17 protein-coding genes are annotated in these 19493 nt (G+C 36.9%); 13 read left to right on the top strand and 4 right to left on the bottom strand.

Annotated elements, in window-relative coordinates:
* Positions 1 to 31: 31 nt before the first annotated feature.
* The 3 genes from C8N37_RS11400 to C8N37_RS11390 all read left to right on the top strand — a co-directional run bounded on the left by C8N37_RS11400 (position 32) and on the right by C8N37_RS11390 (position 3006).
* Positions 32 to 796 carry a 5'-nucleotidase C-terminal domain-containing protein gene (locus tag C8N37_RS11400; protein ID WP_244914401.1) on the top strand — a complete coding sequence of 255 codons (765 nt, stop codon included), beginning with the start codon at positions 32 to 34 and terminating at the stop codon, positions 794 to 796.
* Positions 771 to 1730 carry a metallophosphoesterase gene (locus tag C8N37_RS11395; RefSeq protein ID WP_108158994.1) on the top strand — a complete coding sequence of 320 codons (960 nt, stop codon included), beginning with the start codon at positions 771 to 773 and terminating at the stop codon, positions 1728 to 1730. Before C8N37_RS11400 ends, C8N37_RS11395 begins: the two co-directional genes overlap by 26 nt.
* 64 nt (positions 1731 to 1794) lie before the next feature.
* Positions 1795 to 3006, top strand: a complete 1212-nt coding sequence (locus C8N37_RS11390) for an MFS transporter (RefSeq protein WP_108158993.1) — start codon at positions 1795 to 1797, stop codon at positions 3004 to 3006.
* Between the two features lie 74 nt (positions 3007 to 3080).
* Here the strand turns inward: C8N37_RS11390 and C8N37_RS11385 are convergent, their stop codons facing one another.
* Positions 3081 to 4991 carry an amidophosphoribosyltransferase gene (locus C8N37_RS11385; protein ID WP_108158992.1) on the bottom strand — a complete coding sequence of 637 codons (1911 nt, stop codon included), beginning with the start codon at positions 4989 to 4991 and terminating at the stop codon, positions 3081 to 3083.
* A gap of 98 nt (positions 4992 to 5089) precedes the next feature.
* On the bottom strand, positions 5090 to 5587 hold the full coding sequence (locus C8N37_RS11380) for a TlpA family protein disulfide reductase (protein WP_108158991.1): 498 nt from the start codon (positions 5585 to 5587) through the stop codon (positions 5090 to 5092).
* Between the two features lie 148 nt (positions 5588 to 5735).
* Between C8N37_RS11380 and purN the strand changes: the two genes are divergently transcribed.
* Complete coding sequence (gene purN / locus C8N37_RS11375) at positions 5736 to 6308, top strand: phosphoribosylglycinamide formyltransferase (RefSeq protein ID WP_108158990.1); 573 nt, start codon at positions 5736 to 5738, stop codon at positions 6306 to 6308.
* A gap of 239 nt (positions 6309 to 6547) precedes the next feature.
* Here the strand turns inward: purN and C8N37_RS11365 are convergent, their stop codons facing one another.
* Positions 6548 to 7780, bottom strand: coding sequence for an MFS transporter (locus tag C8N37_RS11365; protein ID WP_108158988.1), 1233 nt, complete (start codon positions 7778 to 7780; stop codon positions 6548 to 6550).
* An 89-nt stretch (positions 7781 to 7869) separates the two neighbouring features.
* On the opposite strand from C8N37_RS11365, the gene C8N37_RS11360 reads away from it, so the two are divergent.
* The 9 genes from C8N37_RS11360 (at position 7870) to C8N37_RS11315 (ending at position 18274) form a co-directional block, all read left to right on the top strand.
* A complete protein-coding gene (locus tag C8N37_RS11360) occupies positions 7870 to 8349 on the top strand; it encodes a DUF4442 domain-containing protein (RefSeq protein WP_108158987.1) in 480 nt (159 codons plus the stop codon).
* 61 nt (positions 8350 to 8410) lie between these two features.
* A complete protein-coding gene (locus C8N37_RS11355; protein ID WP_108158986.1) occupies positions 8411 to 8839 on the top strand; it encodes a transposase in 429 nt (142 codons plus the stop codon).
* A 1-nt stretch (position 8840) separates the two neighbouring features.
* A complete protein-coding gene (locus C8N37_RS11350) occupies positions 8841 to 9488 on the top strand; it encodes an SCO family protein (RefSeq protein WP_108158985.1) in 648 nt (215 codons plus the stop codon).
* A 1-nt stretch (position 9489) separates the two neighbouring features.
* Positions 9490 to 9915, top strand: a complete 426-nt coding sequence (locus C8N37_RS11345) for a c-type cytochrome (RefSeq protein ID WP_108158984.1) — start codon at positions 9490 to 9492, stop codon at positions 9913 to 9915.
* A gap of 300 nt (positions 9916 to 10215) precedes the next feature.
* Positions 10216 to 10803: a TetR/AcrR family transcriptional regulator gene (locus C8N37_RS11340; protein WP_108158983.1), complete on the top strand. Its 588-nt coding sequence runs from the start codon at positions 10216 to 10218 to the stop codon at positions 10801 to 10803.
* Between the two features lie 4 nt (positions 10804 to 10807).
* Positions 10808 to 12136, top strand: a complete 1329-nt coding sequence (locus C8N37_RS11335) for a TolC family protein (protein ID WP_108159081.1) — start codon at positions 10808 to 10810, stop codon at positions 12134 to 12136.
* 25 nt (positions 12137 to 12161) lie between these two features.
* Positions 12162 to 13310, top strand: coding sequence for an efflux RND transporter periplasmic adaptor subunit (locus C8N37_RS11330; RefSeq protein WP_108158982.1), 1149 nt, complete (start codon positions 12162 to 12164; stop codon positions 13308 to 13310).
* 33 nt (positions 13311 to 13343) lie between these two features.
* Positions 13344 to 16514 carry an efflux RND transporter permease subunit gene (locus C8N37_RS11320; protein WP_108158981.1) on the top strand — a complete coding sequence of 1057 codons (3171 nt, stop codon included), beginning with the start codon at positions 13344 to 13346 and terminating at the stop codon, positions 16512 to 16514.
* 176 nt (positions 16515 to 16690) lie between these two features.
* Positions 16691 to 18274, top strand: a complete 1584-nt coding sequence (locus tag C8N37_RS11315; RefSeq protein WP_108158980.1) for a M60 family metallopeptidase — start codon at positions 16691 to 16693, stop codon at positions 18272 to 18274.
* A gap of 139 nt (positions 18275 to 18413) precedes the next feature.
* Here C8N37_RS11315 and C8N37_RS11310 read toward each other — a convergent pair whose 3' ends face one another.
* Entirely contained in the window at positions 18414 to 19229 is an 816-nt protein-coding gene (locus tag C8N37_RS11310) for an undecaprenyl-diphosphate phosphatase (RefSeq protein WP_108158979.1), read from the bottom strand.
* Positions 19230 to 19493 lie beyond the last annotated feature (264 nt).

Here is a 19493-nt window from a genome sequence, read left to right as displayed (position 1 = left end):
TATCTACATTTGTACCGAAAACACTTATTACATGATGAAACTAACTATACATCAACTTCAATATGTAGCCCTCGGGTTTTTAGCTATTCTACTGAGCACATCTTGTAGCAAAAAATTAAGTCCTACCCAAAAGGACTTTAAGCAATATGAGATTAATAAAAACACTATTGAAGACAGCGCGATCGTAGCGATTTATAGTCCCTACAAAAAGCAAATGCAAGCAGAAATGAATCGCGTTATTGGCTACTCTGAAGTGGCATTGACAAAAGAAAAAGCACCTGAAACTTTAATGGGTAATTTCTTTACCCAAGCATTATTAGAGGCTAGTGCAAAAGTGAACAATAAGGCGGACTTCGCATTTGCTACTAAGGGCGGTATTCGCAATGAAATAAAGGCTGGAGATATCACCATTGAAAGTGTATTTGAAGTCATGCCTTTTGAGAATCAATTGACTGTGATGGAGCTGAATGGAGATCAAATTCAACAACTTGCTACGTTCATTGCTGAAACAGGTGGACAACCTATTACCGGTTTAACATTATCGATACAGGATAAAAAACCAGTGAACATTCAGATACAAGGCAAAGATCTTGATCTTCAGAAAATCTACAAGGTCGTTACCTATGATTATTTAGCCAATGGAGGTGATAACTTAGATCTATTTACTCATGCGCTAAAAAGAACAGACTATCCACAAAAAGTGAGAGAAAGTTTAATGGAATATATCGCCAACTTTACTAAAAAAGGTCAAAAAATTAATATGCAACTAGATGGAAGAGTTAAAATCATTAAATAGAAGAAGCTTTCTGAAAACAGCAGCTGGCCTTTCCGCTGTTGCCACCTTGGGTAGTTTACCACTGACCTCGTTTGCAGGTTCTAAAAAAATAAAATTAACCATTCTCCATACCAATGATGTCCATAGTAGAATTGAACCGTTTCCAATGGATGGCGGAAGATATCAGGGATTAGCTGGAGTTGCCCGCAGAAGTACCCTCATTAAAAAAGTAAGAGCTGAGGAGGCTCACGTCTTATTGCTGGATGCTGGCGATATGTTTCAAGGCACCCCCTATTTCAACCTATTTGGTGGAAAATTAGAACTTGACCTCATGACCAAATTAGGGTATGATGCTGGTACATTTGGTAATCATGAATTTGATAATGGTTTAAACGGACTGGTCAAATATTTGGACCATGCTAAATTTCCTTTCTTAACGGCTAACTATGACTTCACAGGAACAGTGCTGGAAGGAAAAACACAAGATTATACCATCTTCAAAAAAGCAGGAGTCAAAATTGGTGTATTTGGTCTTGGGGTAGATATTGAAGGGCTGGTGGATCCCAATAACTTCAAAGGGATGAAATACCTAGATCCAATAGCTGTGGCAAATCGTGTCGTAAAAGAGCTTAAGGAAAAGCACAAGTGCGATCTGGTTATTTGTTTATCGCATTTGGGTTACCAATACGATAGTAACAAAGTATCGGATCTTGTACTAGCAGCTCAAACAAGTGATATTGATTTGATCATTGGTGGACATACGCATACCTTCTTGAAAGAACCCACTTTTGTGACCAACTTAAAAGGAACAAGAACAGCGGTCAATCAAGTGGGTTTCGCAGGTATCAACTTAGGACGGATCGATATTATTTTTGAGCCTTCGACGGGTAAAAAGAACCTCATCGCTTCAACGTATGAAATCAATGATGCGATAGCAGCATCCCAGTTGGTGTAACATAACTATTTTTTTAACTAGCCAAAGGGATATCTTATATTCTTTTGGCTTTTTACATATTCACTTGAAAAAACTTTTATCCATTTACATCGGATCCTTCAAAGGATTATCCCGCTCCGCCTGGTTGCTCGCCATCGTAATGTTGATCAACAGAATGGGAAGTATGGTGATCCCATTTTTAGGGATCTACATGACTCAAGCTCTTGATTTTAATATCAAACAAGTAGGCCTTGTATTGATGTGTTTTGGCTTTGGATCTGTATGTGGCTCCTATGTGGGCGGGTGGCTGACAGATCGATTTGGAAGTTTCAAAGTTCAGCTATTCAGTTTAATCTTAGCAGCTCCTTTATTTCTCATCACACCATACTTTAGAACGGTAGAGTCTTTGGGTATGATGATTTTTGTATTGAGCGCTGTATTTGATGCATTTAGGCCTGCCAACTCGGTTTCTGTAGCCAGTTATGCTAAACCTGAAAATATAACGCGAGCGTTCTCTTTAAATCGTTTGGCCGTGAACCTTGGCTTTTCAATCGGACCGGCAGTAGGTGGTTTTTTGGCTGGCATATCTTTTAATTGGATCTTCTACGGAAATGCCATGGCGGCAGCAGCGGCTGCAATTGTATTTTTTCTCTTCTTCTATAAGAAGGAAAAAAACAATCTAAAAGCTTTAAAAGCTGCACCAATCACGACTACATCCCACAATAAAAAAGAACGAAACCCCTATAAAGATGGACCATTCATTGTCTTTAATATCCTATGCTGTATATTTTCGCTATGCTTTTTCCAGCTGATATCAACCCTTCCTATTTTCTATCGCGAAGTCCATCACCTCAATGAACATGAGATCGGATTTCTAATGGGATGGAGTGGCTTGATTATCGTTTTATTGGAGATGTTTATCGTACATATTGCCGAAAACAAATTAACGATTACAAAAACATTGGTCATTGGAACATTATTCTGCTCCATCTCTTATGCAATGTTCAACATACATGCAGGCTTATTCATGCTATATGTCACATTCTTTGTATTTGGTATAGGTGAAATGCTCACCTTACCTTTTATGGCGACAGCGACCATCAATCGATCGGCACCCAAAACACAGGGTGCTTATATGGGGTTCAATTCTTTGGCCTTTTCTGCTGCGAATATCTTTTCGCCTCTGTTAGGAACCAATATCGTTGGATCTTTTGGATTTACGACCCTCTGGTGGGCTACCTCGGCAGTGCTAGCCTGTACTGCAGCGGGATTCTATTTTATTTTAAAACGTATGTAAAAAAAATAGTTCTAATAAAAATAAAAGGCTGATACCATCTGATATCAGCCTTTTATTTTTAGAGATTAAGCTTATTAATTACTAAAGTAAGCTCTTACATTTTTACCTTCAACCCAGTTCATAAAAGCTTTGTTGACGACTTTATTTCCTCCAGGTGTTGGATAATTACCGGAGAAGTACCAATCTCCTTTATGATCAGGACATGCAATATGCAAATTGTCTAATGTCTGGAAAATGACCTTAACTTCTGCTTTCAAATGATGAGGGGTAATGATTCTCGCGATCTCATTGGAAATCTCATCATCTGTAAAAGGTTCGTAAATTTCTTTAACGTAATTGTCGATATCATCAATATCAGCTGTTATGGAAACCAAACATTTCTGATATACTTCGTCAATAATATGGGCTAATCCACGTTTTCTTAATAAAGAAACTGCAGCTTCAAATGCAACAAACTCGCCCATTCTGGACATATCGATACCATAACAATCTGGATAACGGATCTGTGGAGCCGACGATACGATAACAATCTTTTTAGGATTCAAACGATCCAAAATTGTTAAGATACTTTGCTTTAGAGTCGTACCTCTCACGATCGAGTCGTCAATGGCTACAATAGTATCTTCATGATCTTTCACGATACCGTAGGTCGTATCATACACATGCTGTACCATATCTGTACGATCGGCATCTTGTGTAATGAAAGTACGCAGTTTAGCATCTTTAACATTCAATTTCTCGAAACGAGGATGAATGCTTAAAATATCTTCTAACTCACCATCATCAATCTTATCCGCTCGATTTAAGAGTGCATCCTTTTGAAAGTCTCTTACGTAAGTATTAATTCCATCCATCAAACCATAGTAGGAAACTTCAGCTGTATTAGGGATGAAAGAAAATACGGTGTTTTTAATATTATTATCAATAGCGTTTAACACCTGTGGACATAACAAACGTCCCAATTGCTTACGCTCTTTATAAATATCTGCATCTGAGCCTCTAGAGAAATAAATACGTTCAAAAGAACATGATTTTTGTTCCACAGGCTCTCTAAACATTTCCTCCGTTACTGTACCATCTTTTTTAGCGATTAAAGCATGACCAGGTTTAATTTCCTGAACTTTATCGATAGAAATATTAAATGCAGTCTGAATAACCGGTCTTTCCGAAGCGACTACAAGTACCTCATCGTCTTTATAATAGAAAGCTGGACGGATACCTGCTGGATCACGCATCACAAATGCATCTCCATGACCAAATATACCTGCAATCGTGTAACCACCATCCCAAGTTTTTGCCGAACGAGTTAAGATTTTCGGAACATCTAAATTCTGAGCAATTAATGAGCTGATTTCAATATTAGAATATCCTTCTTGTTTAAACTTATCAAATAAGTCTTGATTTTCATCATCTAAGAAATGTCCGATTTTTTCTAAAACAGTAACTGTATCTGCCTTTTCCTTTGGGTGCTGACCCAATTCATACAATTGTTGCAATAGCTCGTCAACATTGGTCATATTGAAATTTCCAGCAACAACCAAATTGCGAGACATCCAGTTATTTTGTCTTAAAAAAGGATGACAGCTTTCAATGCTATTTTTTCCATGAGTACCATAACGCAAGTGTCCTAGCAATACCTCTCCGGTAAAACTAACATTATCTTTTAACCATTGCGTATCTTTAGATTGCTCCGGATAAGCCTTTTGCACCGAAGCAAACTTCTTTTGTACGTATTCAAAGATATCAGCTACAGCACTAGATCCCATCGCTCTATAACGAGAAATGTATCTATTTCCTGGCTTGACATCGAATTTAATGGTCGCAATACCCGCACCATCTTGGCCACGGTTGTGTTGCTTTTCCATCAATAAGTACAATTTGTTTATGCCGTAGTAAGGCGTACCGTATTTTTCCTGGTAATAAGAAAGGGGCTTTAACAGTCGAATAAGTGCTATACCGCACTCGTGTTTAATTGAGTCGCTCATATCTTGATTTGATGTCGCAAAAATAGCAAATAATTATAATTAGTTGTATCAAAAAAAGACTCCTGTTTCTAAAAATTACAACTAGACGACAAGCAAAACTATCTGGCTAGCTGTTGCAAAGCAACTTGCAAGACTTTAACATCATCTACTCCATCTAAATGTTTCAATAATTTTCTTGTTTTGGCATCATAGATATAGATCGATGGTGTCTGTGTAGGCTTAAACAAGGTGATAAACTGACCATTGGGATCCCAGATAAAAGATACTTTGGGCTCTGGTTTCAACTTTTTCGCAAACATGTTGATAAATCCATCGACATATTCGAGGTCATTCATCGCTACAAAATAAAATTTAACACGTCTGAATGTGCTCATCTGTTCTGCAATGCCTGCTCCCATTTTTTGACAATGACCGCAACCGGTATCATAATAATTAAAAACAATAAGTCCGTCCTTAGGTAGATCTGCAGGCTTAAAATCATTTCTTGTAAACAAGTCCTGTAAAGAAAAATTAGGGATTTGATTCGGTGCTTGCGCATGGACGTGCTTCACAGATATAAATAAAAAAGCAAGGAATAGGAATGTAAATGTTCTCATGAGATCAAAAAAATAAAATGCTACTGAATAAGGTTAAATATACGAGACAAATTGTACACATGACACCAATATGTTAGTTTATTTACAAAAAATAACGTAAGTTTGGTTGATTAAATTTTTTAAGAACGTCACTTAACACAATTAAACTGTGAAAAAACGTATTGCCATATTCGCTTCAGGTTCTGGTTCCAACGCTCAAAAAATAATGGAATATTTTAAATATTCTGAAGATGCCGAAATCGCTATTGTATTGAGCAATAATGCCGATGCTTACGTGATCCAAAGGGCTGATAATTTTGAAATACCTGTACATGTATTTGACCGTGAAGAGTTTTTCAAATCGGACGAAATTGTTAAAATGCTAAAAAATTTAAATATTGATTTAATTGTGCTTGCCGGATTCCTCTGGTTAGTTCCCACCAATTTATTACAAGCTTTCCCCAATAAGATCATCAATATACACCCGGCACTATTACCTAAATATGGTGGAAAAGGGATGTATGGTGACCATGTGCATCAAGCTGTATTGGCAAATAAGGAAACAGAACATGGGATCACGATTCATTTTGCTAATGAGCATTTTGATGAAGGTGAAGTCATTTATCAAGGAAGATTTAAAGTTGAGCCTCAAGACACCTTAGAGGTGATCAAATTCAAAGGACAGCAATTGGAGCATCAGCAATATCCTAAGGTAATTGACAACTTACTTAAAAAAATGTAATTTAACATTTTTTTTATTTAGACTGTTTATAAATAATGTGTATCTTTGCACTATGGAGACTTTAGAATTGCAAGGAATAGGATTTCAAGATACTTTTTCAAAGGAGAAAATGGATTTTTGTGCTGACACAAAAGCATCAAGTCCATTTTCTCCTTTTTCATGTGCATGTTTTAAAAAATGTTGCAAGAAATATAAAAAAGGGAATCGATGCAGTAAGTGTCCAAAGCGTTAAAAAAACGCTACTCTTCCAGATAGTTTAAATCTTTATCAAAACTTTCTTCCAATTGTGTTAGGGCATAAATGGCAATTCCTGATAATAAAAATATCATGACAAAAGCCGCAATGATGATCCCCCATTGATTCGCTAGAATCCCATATAACATCGTTGATGGTATCAGCGCGCCACGGACAAAATTGGGTGCGGTAGTCGCCACTGTAGCTCTTAAATTGGTACCAAACTGCTCTGCGGAAATCGTCACAAAAGTAGCCCAATATCCGATGCCCAGCCCCATAAAAAAACATAACCAGATAAATTTGGTTTCCGACAAACCATCGCTTAGCAAATACCAAGATGCACTGATCAGAATAACCATTTGACATAGAAATACGACCTTTTTCCGAGATTTTAACACTTGTGCCAACAAACCCGCCAATAGATCCCCCAACGAAATACCAAGATAGGTGAACAATACGCCCTTTCCAGCACTCAGTGTTTCGGGGGCATGCAACGCTTTTCCTATTTCCGGAGCTTGGGTGACTAATACACCTACGACAAACCAAATGGGCAATCCGATACATAAGCAGTACAGATACCTTTTGAATCTGCTCCTATCGGTGAAAAGCATACTAAATTTTCCTTTAACCACTGCTTTACTTTCTGCTGTTTTAAATAAACCCGATTCCAAAGCTCCTACCCGCATTAATAATAGCAATAATCCCATTCCTCCACCTACAAAGTAGGCTGTACGCCAATCATACTGCTCAGAGATAACATATCCCAACACGGCACCCAAGACTCCTACTGTAGCCACCAACATCGTTCCATATCCACGTTTAGACTTGTGCATACTTTCACTGACCAAGGTAATTCCAGCCCCCAATTCACCCGCCAAACCAATACCTGCAATAAATCGAATAATACCATAAGTCATCACATCATGAACAAAACCATTGTAAATATTGGCCAAGGAGTATAATAAAATAGATCCGAACAAGACTTTCAGTCTACCAAACTTATCTCCAATAATGCCCCATATCACGCCACCGATCAATAATCCTCCCATCTGCATATTCAAGACAAATTCACCTTCGGCACGCATATCTTGGGGAGAAACACCTATTTCTTCAAATGATTTGACCCGCACTATCGAGAAAATAATCAGATCGTAGATATCGACAAAATATCCCAACGAGGCAACAAGAATAATAATCCAAACATTCCTGTTTGTGTGCGAATTTGATTGGTTAGTCATAATTCAATTTTTTATAAAAGTATCATTGTACAACCATTTTTACAAGTTAAATAGGAAACGATTTTAATTTATTGTATTACCTTTGCGCGATGTTGTATAGTCCGAAATCTCTGAAGTGGTTATTAAGAATCTACCCCCCTTTTTTATTCCAAAGGATATGGGTTCAACGAATCTATTCTGATTTTCAAGGTGTAGACGTTAAAATCATTAAAAGCATTTTCAATAAGAACACCAATAACACCATCTTCGGTGGAACGATATTTTCAGCTGTAGATCCTTTCTATGCCATACTTATTGATCAGCGACTGCAGGCTCATGGATTTAAAAAAACAGTAGCCTGGCTGAAATCGGCTTCTATTGAATATAAAAAACCGGGATTAACCAACTTAAAATTTTCCATCAAGATCAATGACTCCGATTTCAATGAATGTATGGATACCCTAAAAAGCAGGGGGCGGATGATTAAAACGTTTTTGGTCGAGATTGTCAACGATCAAAATGAGGTATGCGCGGTCGCAAAGAATGAGATCTATATTCGTGACTTGAATTTTACATACACAAGGGCATAATTAGCTATTATCTTCCTGATCTATTTGGTATCTTTGTCAGTATTAGACAAAATAGTTCAATATGAAAAAATTAGCTTTCTTAATTGCATCAGCTTTTGCGATTACTTCCTGTAACAATAGCTCAAATACAAATAATCAAAATGATTTAGCTAAAACGCAAGAAGAAACCATGAAAATTCATGATGAGATCATGCCACAAGTAAGTGTATTTGACAAAGACGCTGTTACTATCGATTCCATCCTAACGAATCTTCATGCGATCAAAACAGCTAAACCAGCGCTAGATACGACTCAAACACGCCAAGAGTTAACCCAGTTAAAAAAGAATCTTGAAGAAGCGACAGATCACATGATGGACTGGATGAAAGGATACAGTGCAGATTCTACAACAGTAGATTATGCAAATCGCGAATTAACTAAAGTAAAAGATATGAAAGCTGTTTTTGATCGTGTATCTAAAGAGAAACAAGAAATCTTAAATAAGTATTAGTATGGTCAACTTATTTCATATTCGTGCTTCCGTGGTCTTAGCACTAGCGGCATTGGGAATTTCAAGTTGTCAATCCAATACAGCGACTCTTCCTATCTATGGTCAACGTGAACCTGTAGAGAAAATTGTTGATGGTAAAACCATTACGGATACCCTTTATCATACCATACCTGCATTTAAATTTTTAAATCAAGATAGTATCTATATCACGGACAAGAATTACGATAATAAAGTATATATCGCTAATTTCTTTTTCACACATTGTCCAAGTATCTGCCCAACCATGAATAGAAATCTATTAAAGGTATATGAGCAATATAAAGACAGCGACCAAGTTTATTTCCTTTCCCACAGCATTGATTTTAAATATGACCAACCTCATGTATTAAAAGAATACGCTCATAAATTGGGGGTTAGCAATGATCACTGGAATTTTGTTACCGGTTCAAAAGCGGACATCTATGGAATCGCAAATCAGTATTTAGTTTATACAGCAGAGGACAAAAATGCTCCAGGTGGTTATGATCATCAAGGCTATCTGGTGTTAATCGATAAACAAAAACGAATTCGTGGAGCATATGATGGAACAAATGATGAGCAAGTGGCAAAATTACAAAAAGAGCTTGCTATCCTGCTACAAGAAAAGTAAGATGACTAAAATATATTTTTTAGCAATATTGGTTTCTATCTATTTCTTGAGTGCTATGAGCAGTTGTCAGTCTGGTGAAGATATCAAAACTGCACAATATGCCGTAAATGGGCAGAAAATATATATCAATCACTGTAAAAATTGTCATGGAGAGAAGGGTGAAGGTCTAGGTCTTTTATATCCACCTTTAACTGATGTCGATTTTTTAACAAAAAACAGAGAACGTCTATCTTGTATTATTAGAAACGGTTTAAATGAAGAAATCACCGTTGCAGGAAAAACATTTCATACCATCATGCCCGCAAACGAAACGTTAACGGATATTGATATTGCCTATGTTTTGACTTACATAACCACTAATTTTGGAAAACAAGATAAAATATTCAGTCTGGAGGAAGTACAGCAGGATTTGATCAATTGTAAGTAAGTACATTAATAACATCTATAAAAAAGCTTAGTTTTTATGAACTAGGCTTTTTTTATGGCTAAAAATATAAAAAGAAAGGTTTTCAAACGGGGAGAATGAAAACCTTTACTAACCAATTATAAACCTAAATTATGATGTGCAAATATAGGTTCTGTAAATGGATTAGCAAACTAACCCATGTTAAATTTACGTTAACCTTTACTACATCATGGTGGAGATGGCTGTAATGAATAAAATTCATGTTTTCATTACATTATTTTGACAGATAGATTTAATTAAAATTTCTACATTTGGAACCGAATGAACGTTCAATACACACAAAATAATCCAAAAGTGATTTCCATATTCGAGACTACCCTGAGGTTGATCAAAGATCATGGTTTTCATGGCACGGCAATGAGTAAGATCGCTCAAGATGCTGATGTCGCAATCGGTACCATATACCATTACTTTCCTTCAAAAGATGATTTGATCGTGAGCTTATTTCAATATTGCGGAGACGCGCTCAACGAATCTATTTTTGAATCCATACACGAGGAGTTAACGTATAAGGAAACTTTTTTTCACATATGGAAGGGGTTTGTCAAATTTTATCGAGAAAACGTAGAAATGTTTAGTTTTTTTGAACAATTTTACTCATCTCCATATTATAAAGTGAACAGTTACGAAACGAATGAATCCATTAGTGGTCAGAGCAGTATACTCAAATTCTTAACGGAAGGTATTCAACGAGGTGAACTGAAAAACACCAATGTTGAAGTACTCGCTTGCATATTCTTTGGAACTGCTGTATCAGCGATTAAAGGAGTAAAACACAATAAATTAAAATCAAATGAAAGCATCGAAGATGTTGTGAAAATCATTTGGGATGGAGTTAAAAATAAATAATTATATGAAGTTTAGACAAATAGCCTTCTCTTTGGCAGCCCTAACAACCGTATGGAATGTTAGTTATGCCCAACAAACAGGCAATGAGGCATTACCTGCTAGAGCAAATTTGCAGCAACTCATTGACTATGCCCTGAATAATAAGATTAGTCTTAAGCAGGCTGCAATTGATGAGGAAATTGGCGAAAAAGATATTGACATTGCCTTATCTGGCTGGTTGCCACAGGTAAATGCAAATGGATCTTACAACTATAATGTAAAGGTTCCTACTTCTTTTATAGGGGGTCAGAACATTGCTTTAGGACAAAAGAATGCGAGTGCCCTAACCATTCAGGCTGATCAACAGATTTTGAATCCGGCATTGATGCAAGCTTCAAAGGCTGCGACACTTATCCGTCAATCGAATAAACAAAATACAGAAAATCAAAAAATCACGACCGTAGTTGAAGTGAGCAAGGCATATTATGATATCTTGACGAGTGAAGAGCAAATCAAAATCGTACGTGAAAATATAACCAGACTTCAAAAGCAATATAATGATGCCAAAGTACGCTATGAAGTTGGGATGGTTGATAAAACGGACTTCAAGAGAGCACAAATTGCATTAAGTAATGCTCATGCAGACGAGAAACGTACCATTGAAATGCGTCGCTATAAATATGATTATTTGAAAAATTTGTTAGCAGTAGACCATCAAGCGGACGTTACCTTATCTTTCGAAAATGCGAATATGGAAAACCAGATTTTGATTGACACCACTTCATCCGCAAGTGTAACAAACAGAATTGAATTCCAACAATTGCAAACGTCTAAAAAAATGCAGGAATTGGAAACTCAATATTATAAATGGACTTACTTACCTAATGTAAGTGCATTTTACAATTATGCTTTCAATTATAGAGACAACAAATTTAAAGATCTGTATAAAGACAATTTTCCGAGTTCTGTAGCTGGGTTATCGGTCTCGATCCCAATCTTTCAAGGCTTTAAAAGAAAACATCAAATCAATCAGTCCAAACTTCGTGAAAGTAGAATTGATCTAAGCATGGAGGATTTGAAAAACCAAATCAATACGGAGTATGCGCTTGCTACAGCATCCTATAATGCCAATTTAATCGACTGGAAAACGTCAAAAGATAACGTTGATCTATCTAAGGAAGTATATGACACCATTAAGTTGCAATATGACGAAGGTATTAAAACTTATTTGGACTTAATGACAGCAGAAACTGATCTGAAGACCAGTCAATTGAATTATTTAAATGCGCTTTATGCACTTCTTTCAAGCAAGTTAGATGTTCAAAAAGCTTTAGGAACTGTAGACACAAAATAAACAACATTTAGAAACCAAGAATATCATGAATAAAAAACATTTATTAGCAGCTTTTTTTATTGGAACTACGCTAATTTGGCAGTCATGTGGCAATAAAGATGCGCAGAAACAACAGGCTGCTGCACAGCAAGCAGAACGTGTTGTCCCTGTATCCCTTGCAACAGCTACAGAAGAAATCGTAACAGGCAACCAAACTTATCCAGCTACAGTAAAACCTTTGAATGAAGCCGAATTATTTGCTGAAGTTTCTGGTTATGTAACACAAATATTTGTCACTGATGGAGCATCTGTTTCCAAAGGTCAAAAATTATATGAAATTGACGGTACACGGTATACCGCCGCTTTAGATCAAGCGAGAGCTAATCTTAGAATTGCACAATCCAATTTGGATCGTGTACAGACAGATTTAAACCGTTACCAAGCATTAGCAGATAAAGATGCGATTGCAAAACAAACGTTAGATTACGCAAAAACAGATGTAGCCAATCAAAAAGCTCAAATCTTGTCAGCTCAAGCAGCGGTCACTACAGCTCAAACAAACTTAAATCGTTCGACCATCCGTGCTCCTTTTGCTGGTATTGTCGGTATATCCGAAGTTCGTCTTGGAGCTTTAGTTAACCCAGGAACTACACGTTTAAATACATTATCTTCTGTCAATCCGGTTGCCGTAGAAATTCAAGTGAGCGAACGTGATATTCCTCAATTTGTGAGTTTACAAAAATCAGGTTCCGCAGCGCAGATCAATGCGATATTGCCTGATGGTACTGAATATGCTTCTGCCGGTAGAATCACCACCATTGACCGTGCTGTAGATCCACAAACAGGAACCCTTAAAGTTCGTGCTAATTTTGACAATGCCAGCAATGTCTTGAGAGCCGGCATGAACCTTTCATTAAACGTTAAAACGAATTCTGCGACAGAAGAAGTAGTCATTCCATATAAAGCTATTCAAGATCAATTGGGTGTATTTAATGTATATGTAGTTGGCGATAGCAGCAAAGCTGAACAACGTAAAGTGGAGTTAGGGATAAAACTAGGTGATAAAGTAGTAGTAAAATCAGGACTTAAAGTCGGTGAAAAAATTGTTGTAGATGGTATTATGAATGTGCAAACAGGAGTAAAAGTTGCTGAAGCTCCTGCTGCAGCGCCCGATGCAAACGCTGCAAAAAAATAATTTTCACAGATTTTATAAGATATACAAAAACATATGATTTCAGAAGTTTTTATAAAAAGACCCGTCACAGCCATTGTCATTTCCCTATTGATTTTGATCGTAGGTGGAATTTCAATTGTGTCTTTGCCGATCAGTCAGTATCCATCCGTAGCGCCGCCAACCGTATCGGTAACAGCGAACTATACGGGAGCGGATGCCCAAACTGTCGAACAGACAGTAACGACTCCTATTGAGAGTCAAATTAATGGTACTCCAGGCATGCTTTACATGTCTTCTAATAGTACATCAAATGGTCAGTCACAGATCACCGTCACGTTTGAAGTAGGTACTGATATTGATATTGCGACACTGGATGTACAAAACCGTGTGGGTATTGCCGAACCGGCATTACCAGAGGCTGTTAAACGTTTGGGAGTAACAACACGTAAAGCAAATACCGATATCTTGATGTTGGTTTCCCTGGTATCTCCAAAGGGTACACGTGATGCAAAATTCTTAGATAACTATGCCAATTTATACATTAAAGATGCATTATTACGTGTCAGTGGTGTTGGTGAGGTTACCGCATTTGGACAACCATTCTCCATGCGTGTGTGGTTAGATGCAAATAAATTAACCAGTTTAAGACTAACTCCTGCTGATGTATCTGCAGCTATTGGTGAGCAAAACTTAAGAATCCCGGGAGGATCAGTAGGTTCATCTCCTCAAAAATCGGATCAGGTATTTGAATATCCGGTGATCACGGATTCCGATTTATCTTCAGTAGAAGATTTTGAAGAAATTATTGTTAAATCAAATACGGATGGATCGATTGTCTTATTAAAAGATGTAGCTAAAGTTGAATTAGGTCAATTTAGTTATGCGACCAGTACACGTGTAAATGGGATGACTTCTTCTGGTATGATGGTTTCTCAAACTCCAGGAGGTAATGCTGTTCAATCGGCAGAGGGTATCTATTCTGCATTGGAACGATTGAAAAAATCATTTCCTGATGATGTTGATTACGTCGTGGGTTATGAAACTATTTCCGTTGTAAATGCTTCTATTGAATCTGTTATCCATACCTTGATCGAAGCCTTACTATTGGTGACATTAGTGGTATTTTTCTTCCTACAATCTTGGAGAGCAACTTTAATTCCAGTATTGGCGATCCCAGTATCTATTGTTGGTACTTTTATTTTCTTCTTATTGTTTGGTTTCTCCATCAATAACTTGACTTTACTGGCATTCGTACTTGCGATTGGAATCGTGGTGGATGATGCGATTGTGGTCGTCGAGGCGGTACAGCATTATATTGACCATTATAAAATGTCAGCAGCAGATGCAACACGTCGCGCCATGAAAGACATTACTGCTCCCGTTATTGCGATTGCTTTGATTCTTTCGGCTGTATTCGTACCCGTAGGGTTTATCCCGGGTATGGTAGGACAATTGTACCAACAATTCTCCATTACCATTGCCGTTTCGGTTATGCTATCTGCATTTATTGCCTTGTCTTTGACTCCAGCTTTATGTTCGATCATGTTAAGACCAACAGCAGTTCACTCGGAAGCGAAAGGTCTCAACAAATTCTTTTACAAGTTTAACATCTGGTTTGAAAGGGTAACGAACAAATATTCACGCGGTGTCCGATATTGTATCAAAAAAGCACCTATGGCGCTGATTATTTTACTTTGTATCTTCATTGGTACGGGCTATATGTTTAACAAAAAACCAACTGGATTTATCCCTGGTGAAGATAATGGTATGTTCTTCGCTGGTATAACTCTTCCAGAGGGATCATCTTCAAATCGTACAAAAGAAATCTTACATGAAGTAGAACAAGAGTTACGTAAGGATTATCCAGAGATTAAAGATATTACTGCTATTGCAGGTATTAATATTTTGAACCGCGCTTTCCAACCAAACGTAGCAACTGTTTTCGTTTCGTTAAAACCTTGGGGTGAAAGAGCACGTACAGCGAATCAAATTACAGGTGGTATCATGGGTAAATATGCTGGTTATACGAAAGCTCGCGTTCTTGCTGTAACTCCTCCTGCAATTCCAGGTTTAGGTACATCTGGTGGTTTCAGTTTGATGATTCAGGATCAACAAACCGTGGATATCAAAGTTTTTGAAGGCGTTGTTGGTAAATTTTTAGCAGCAGCTAATCAAAGACCAGAGATTGGAATGGCTTATACCCTATTTAATACTAAAACTCCAAATTACAAGTTATCTGTTAATAGAGAGCAAGCTAAAAAAATGGGCGTTCCGGTTTCGACCATCTATTCCACCATATCGGCCTACTTGGGATCATCCTACATCAATGATTTTACAAGATACGGACGTAACTTTAGGGTAGTGTCGCAAGCGGATCAAGACTACCGCATGAATATTGAAGATATCAACAAATTATATGTCAACAATAGTCGAGGCGAATCTGTTCCTTTAGGTTCATTGGTGACTTGGAATTTGGTGCAAAACCCAGCTATTATCAATCACTACAATATCTTCAGAAGTATTGAGGTGAGTGGTAGTGCAGCTCCAGGTTACTCCTCTGGGGATGCCATTAGAGCTCTTCAGGAAGTTGCTGCCGAAACATTGCCAAATGGATATTCGTATGATTTCTCGGGATTGGCTTTACAAGAGACAAAATCTGGAAATATGACGATTATGATCTTTGGTCTCTGTATTTTGTTTGTATTCTTATTATTGGCTGCACTTTATGAAAGTTGGTCAGTTCCATTCTCGATTTTACTATCAGTACCTCTTGGGGTTTTTGGAGCGATTTTAACATTAACCTTGATTCCAGCGTTAGATAACAATATCTATGCTCAAATTGGTTTAGTTGCTATCATCGGTTTGGCCGCTAAAAACGCCATTTTGATCGTGGAGTTTGCGAAGGAACGTGTTGATATTGGTATGAACTTGTACGATGCAACGCTTGATGCGGTTAAACTTCGTCTTCGTCCGATTATCATGACATCATTTGCATTTATATTAGGTATCATTCCATTGATGCTCTCAAAAGGTGCAGGAGCGATTTCACGTCAAACGATTGGATGGACCGTATTTGGTGGTATGACTGCCGCTACTGTATTAGCGATCTTTATTGTTCCCGTATTGTTCGTCGTGATCACACGATTAGCTTATGGTAAGAAAAAATTAGCAGAATTAGAGGCTAATTTTGATGAAGAAAAAGCGAAAAACTTGTCTGCTCACTAGACATTAAAACAAACTCAACAGGATAAGAAAGCCTTTCAATTCAATTTGAAAGGCTTTCTTTTTTATTTCACGTATCCAAAACTCTACATTACTCTACCATCACAACATTCTTACATTGTAATCTTGAAATTGATACTAACAAATCTGTAATTTAGCTCATTAACCTAATCAAAATCATGAAATTAAAATTTCTCACGTTGCTATTGCTTACAAGTGCAATAACAACACTGCATGCACAATCTGCTAAAGATTATGCAGATGCGTATCAAGATTTACAAGTATTTGAAAGTCCTTTAGCTATTAAGCTCAAAAAAGGAATGAAACAATCCGATCTCAATAAAATCAAAAATCCGCAAGTCAAAGAGGTCGCAATCGCCATACTTAAAAATCAATACGATCAAACCTATCGGTTTGCAGAATACAAAGCCATCCTAAGCCCCGCAACATTGGGACATAGCTTAATGATTGGTGATGGTTATAGCAAATATGAAAACATGACAGGAATTTATCTTCCTGTAGGTCGTCATATTATATCGGCAGACCATATTTCTGCTGATCATGATATTAAATTGATCATTCCTAATTGGAACCGCAGAGCTCCTGAAGGAATGGATCCGACCAAAGATCCCAAAGGATGGGGCATTGTTAAGCAAGAATTCAAACTCAAGAATGGTATCAACATCATTGATGTCAAAGATTTTGACGGTCTCGCTTATATCGACTATTTCTCTGAAGATCCTAAAAAAGAAAAAGCAATCCAAGTACATTTTATTGGTAGTGCAGTTAATGGTTACTTTGATATTACGAAAAACAATGATGAAGATTGGAACAAATTAGTAGATCAAGCTGTATATCCGATTATAGATGCCAAAGGTCGCCACATTCAGATTGCCTACCCTACTGCCGATATTAAAAAGTATGCTTATGGAAAAGGTGTCGAGCTGATCAGTAATTATGATTCTCTTATTTACAGACAGCACCGTATTATGGGACTTATTAAATATAATAAAGTCCCTGAAAACAAGATTCTCTCACGCGTCAACTACAACTATTATATGTTCCGTGATGGTGATGGAGTTGCTTATATGGGTACAGACCCAGGCAATGCGATGCCCCTGGTTGTAGATCCCGCGCGAGTGATCAAAGGAGATCCATGCTGGGGTTTTTCTCATGAAGTAGGTCATGTACATCAATTAAGACCTTACTTGAATTGGGGTGGATTGGGCGAAGTAAGCAACAATATTTTCTCTCTTTATGTCACCACTTCTTATGGCAATAAAAGCCGTCTTTCTGAACAAGGAAATTACAAAAAATCAAGGGAAAGTATTATTAATGGCAAGATCTGTTATCTGCAGGATCCAGACGTATTCAATCGTTTAGTACCTTTCTGGCAACTTCAATTGTACTTCGCAAATCAAGGTCATAATCCTAATTTTTATCCCGATCTATTTGAAGCCTTTCGCAAACAGAATCCAGAACGCAGAAGCAGACGTGGTGGTGGTCAAGTCATGGGCGATCGCGGAAACAACCCTGCTGTACACCAGTTGAATTTTGTAAAAACGGCTTCACAAGTAGCTAAGCTTGATCTAACAGATTTCTTCGATCTATATGGCTTCTTCTACGTAGGCAAATTTACCTATGATGATTATGGTCAATATACATACGAAATGACCCAAGAAATGGTTGATAAATGTAAGGAGGAGATTAAACAGCTGAATCTTCCAAAGCCAAATATGGATATTTCTACGTTGACAGATTAACTTATTCAACAAACAACTTGTTTATAAAACTATTTGTAAGTTATATATCATAGCGTAGTATACATATATACTTCTATACGCAATCATTAAATCAATAATTTGGCGTTAACGTCAAATTATTGATTTAAGTAGCTAAATATTAAGAATAAAAAAACGAATATGTGATAACTGTTATTCCTACTGTAAAGCAATAAATAGCAAAATAGGTTAGTTTAGCTTTTTTCACAATATTAATCATCCATGTACATGCAATCAAACCGGAAACAAATGCTGCAATAAATCCTAATAACAAGGAAGATGGTTTAATCGTTAAAGATGCTAAAGACTGATATTCAACATTTAAATCTAATACCATCTTAGCTGAAGCTCCAAGTATCAAGGGCAAAACCATGAGGAAAGAAAAACGTGCGGCTGCAGATTTATCAACTCCCAATAAGATGGATGTTGAAATAGTAGATCCAGACCTAGATAAACCAGGAAGTAATGCAGCGCAAGATTGAGCAAGTCCTATGATGATGGCCTCTTTAGTACCTATCGACTTACTCGTATTTTTAGCTCTATTTGCAAAAAACAGGAGACAACTCGTAACTAAAAGCATCATGCCCACAATTAATAAATTGGAAAACAGTTCTTCTAGCGTATCTTTTAGAAAAAAACCTACAAACGTCGCAGGAATCATTGAAAGTAGGATATACCAAGAATATTTTGTTTCCTCATTCCATTTAAACTGAAATATTCCTTTGATTATTTTCAAAATGTCCTTCCTAAAAATTACAATAGTACTCAAAGCTGTAGCTAAATGTAAAACAATAGCAAACAATAAATTTTCCTCCGGATCGAATTGAAGACCTAGTAACTGTTGGGCAATAACGATATGCCCAGAAGATGAAACGGGTAAAAATTCTGTTAATCCTTGTACAATTCCAACAATAATAGCTTTGATCGATTCACTCATTATGTAATTCTTTTTAAATTAAGGTTCAAAACTAATCATATTTTTTCACTCATACTTACATTTTCGAATGGTCATGTTATACATGAAAGCATTTTAATTTTAAGAAAAGGTAAAAGTAGGTTATTATCTGAATTATGGATCTGTTTGCGGAAACAGAAATTTCTTTGTCATAGCATCATTTCTTGATATAAAATATTAAAATAATCCAAAACCAAAGCTAACAAAGTATAATAGGAAGGTGCAAGAGCAATTTTGACAAGAGAC

The sequence above is a fragment of the Sphingobacterium faecium genome, from assembly GCF_003054045.1.
GTDB lineage: Bacteria > Bacteroidota > Bacteroidia > Sphingobacteriales > Sphingobacteriaceae > Sphingobacterium > Sphingobacterium faecium.
This window is presented reverse-complemented; position numbering and strand designations above follow the sequence as displayed.

Excerpts from the sequence above, each read along its gene's own strand:
- C8N37_RS11335 (WP_108159081.1), top strand. The coding sequence starts at position 10,808 with ATGAAGTTTAGACAAATAGCCTTCTCTTTGGCAGCCCTAACAACCGTA.
- C8N37_RS11385 (WP_108158992.1), bottom strand. The coding sequence starts at position 4,991 with ATGAGCGACTCAATTAAACACGAGTGCGGTATAGCACTTATTCGACTG.
- C8N37_RS11355 (WP_108158986.1), top strand. The coding sequence starts at position 8,411 with ATGAAAAAATTAGCTTTCTTAATTGCATCAGCTTTTGCGATTACTTCC.
- C8N37_RS11400 (WP_244914401.1), top strand. The coding sequence starts at position 32 with ATGATGAAACTAACTATACATCAACTTCAATATGTAGCCCTCGGGTTT.
- C8N37_RS11380 (WP_108158991.1), bottom strand. The coding sequence starts at position 5,587 with ATGAGAACATTTACATTCCTATTCCTTGCTTTTTTATTTATATCTGTG.
- C8N37_RS11365 (WP_108158988.1), bottom strand. The coding sequence starts at position 7,780 with ATGACTAACCAATCAAATTCGCACACAAACAGGAATGTTTGGATTATT.
- C8N37_RS11320 (WP_108158981.1), top strand. The coding sequence starts at position 13,344 with ATGATTTCAGAAGTTTTTATAAAAAGACCCGTCACAGCCATTGTCATT.
- C8N37_RS11395 (WP_108158994.1), top strand. The coding sequence starts at position 771 with ATGGAAGAGTTAAAATCATTAAATAGAAGAAGCTTTCTGAAAACAGCA.
- C8N37_RS11315 (WP_108158980.1), top strand. The coding sequence starts at position 16,691 with ATGAAATTAAAATTTCTCACGTTGCTATTGCTTACAAGTGCAATAACA.
- C8N37_RS11350 (WP_108158985.1), top strand. The coding sequence starts at position 8,841 with ATGGTCAACTTATTTCATATTCGTGCTTCCGTGGTCTTAGCACTAGCG.
- C8N37_RS11345 (WP_108158984.1), top strand. The coding sequence starts at position 9,490 with ATGACTAAAATATATTTTTTAGCAATATTGGTTTCTATCTATTTCTTG.
- C8N37_RS11340 (WP_108158983.1), top strand. The coding sequence starts at position 10,216 with ATGAACGTTCAATACACACAAAATAATCCAAAAGTGATTTCCATATTC.
- C8N37_RS11330 (WP_108158982.1), top strand. The coding sequence starts at position 12,162 with ATGAATAAAAAACATTTATTAGCAGCTTTTTTTATTGGAACTACGCTA.
- C8N37_RS11310 (WP_108158979.1), bottom strand. The coding sequence starts at position 19,229 with ATGAGTGAATCGATCAAAGCTATTATTGTTGGAATTGTACAAGGATTA.
- C8N37_RS11360 (WP_108158987.1), top strand. The coding sequence starts at position 7,870 with ATGTTGTATAGTCCGAAATCTCTGAAGTGGTTATTAAGAATCTACCCC.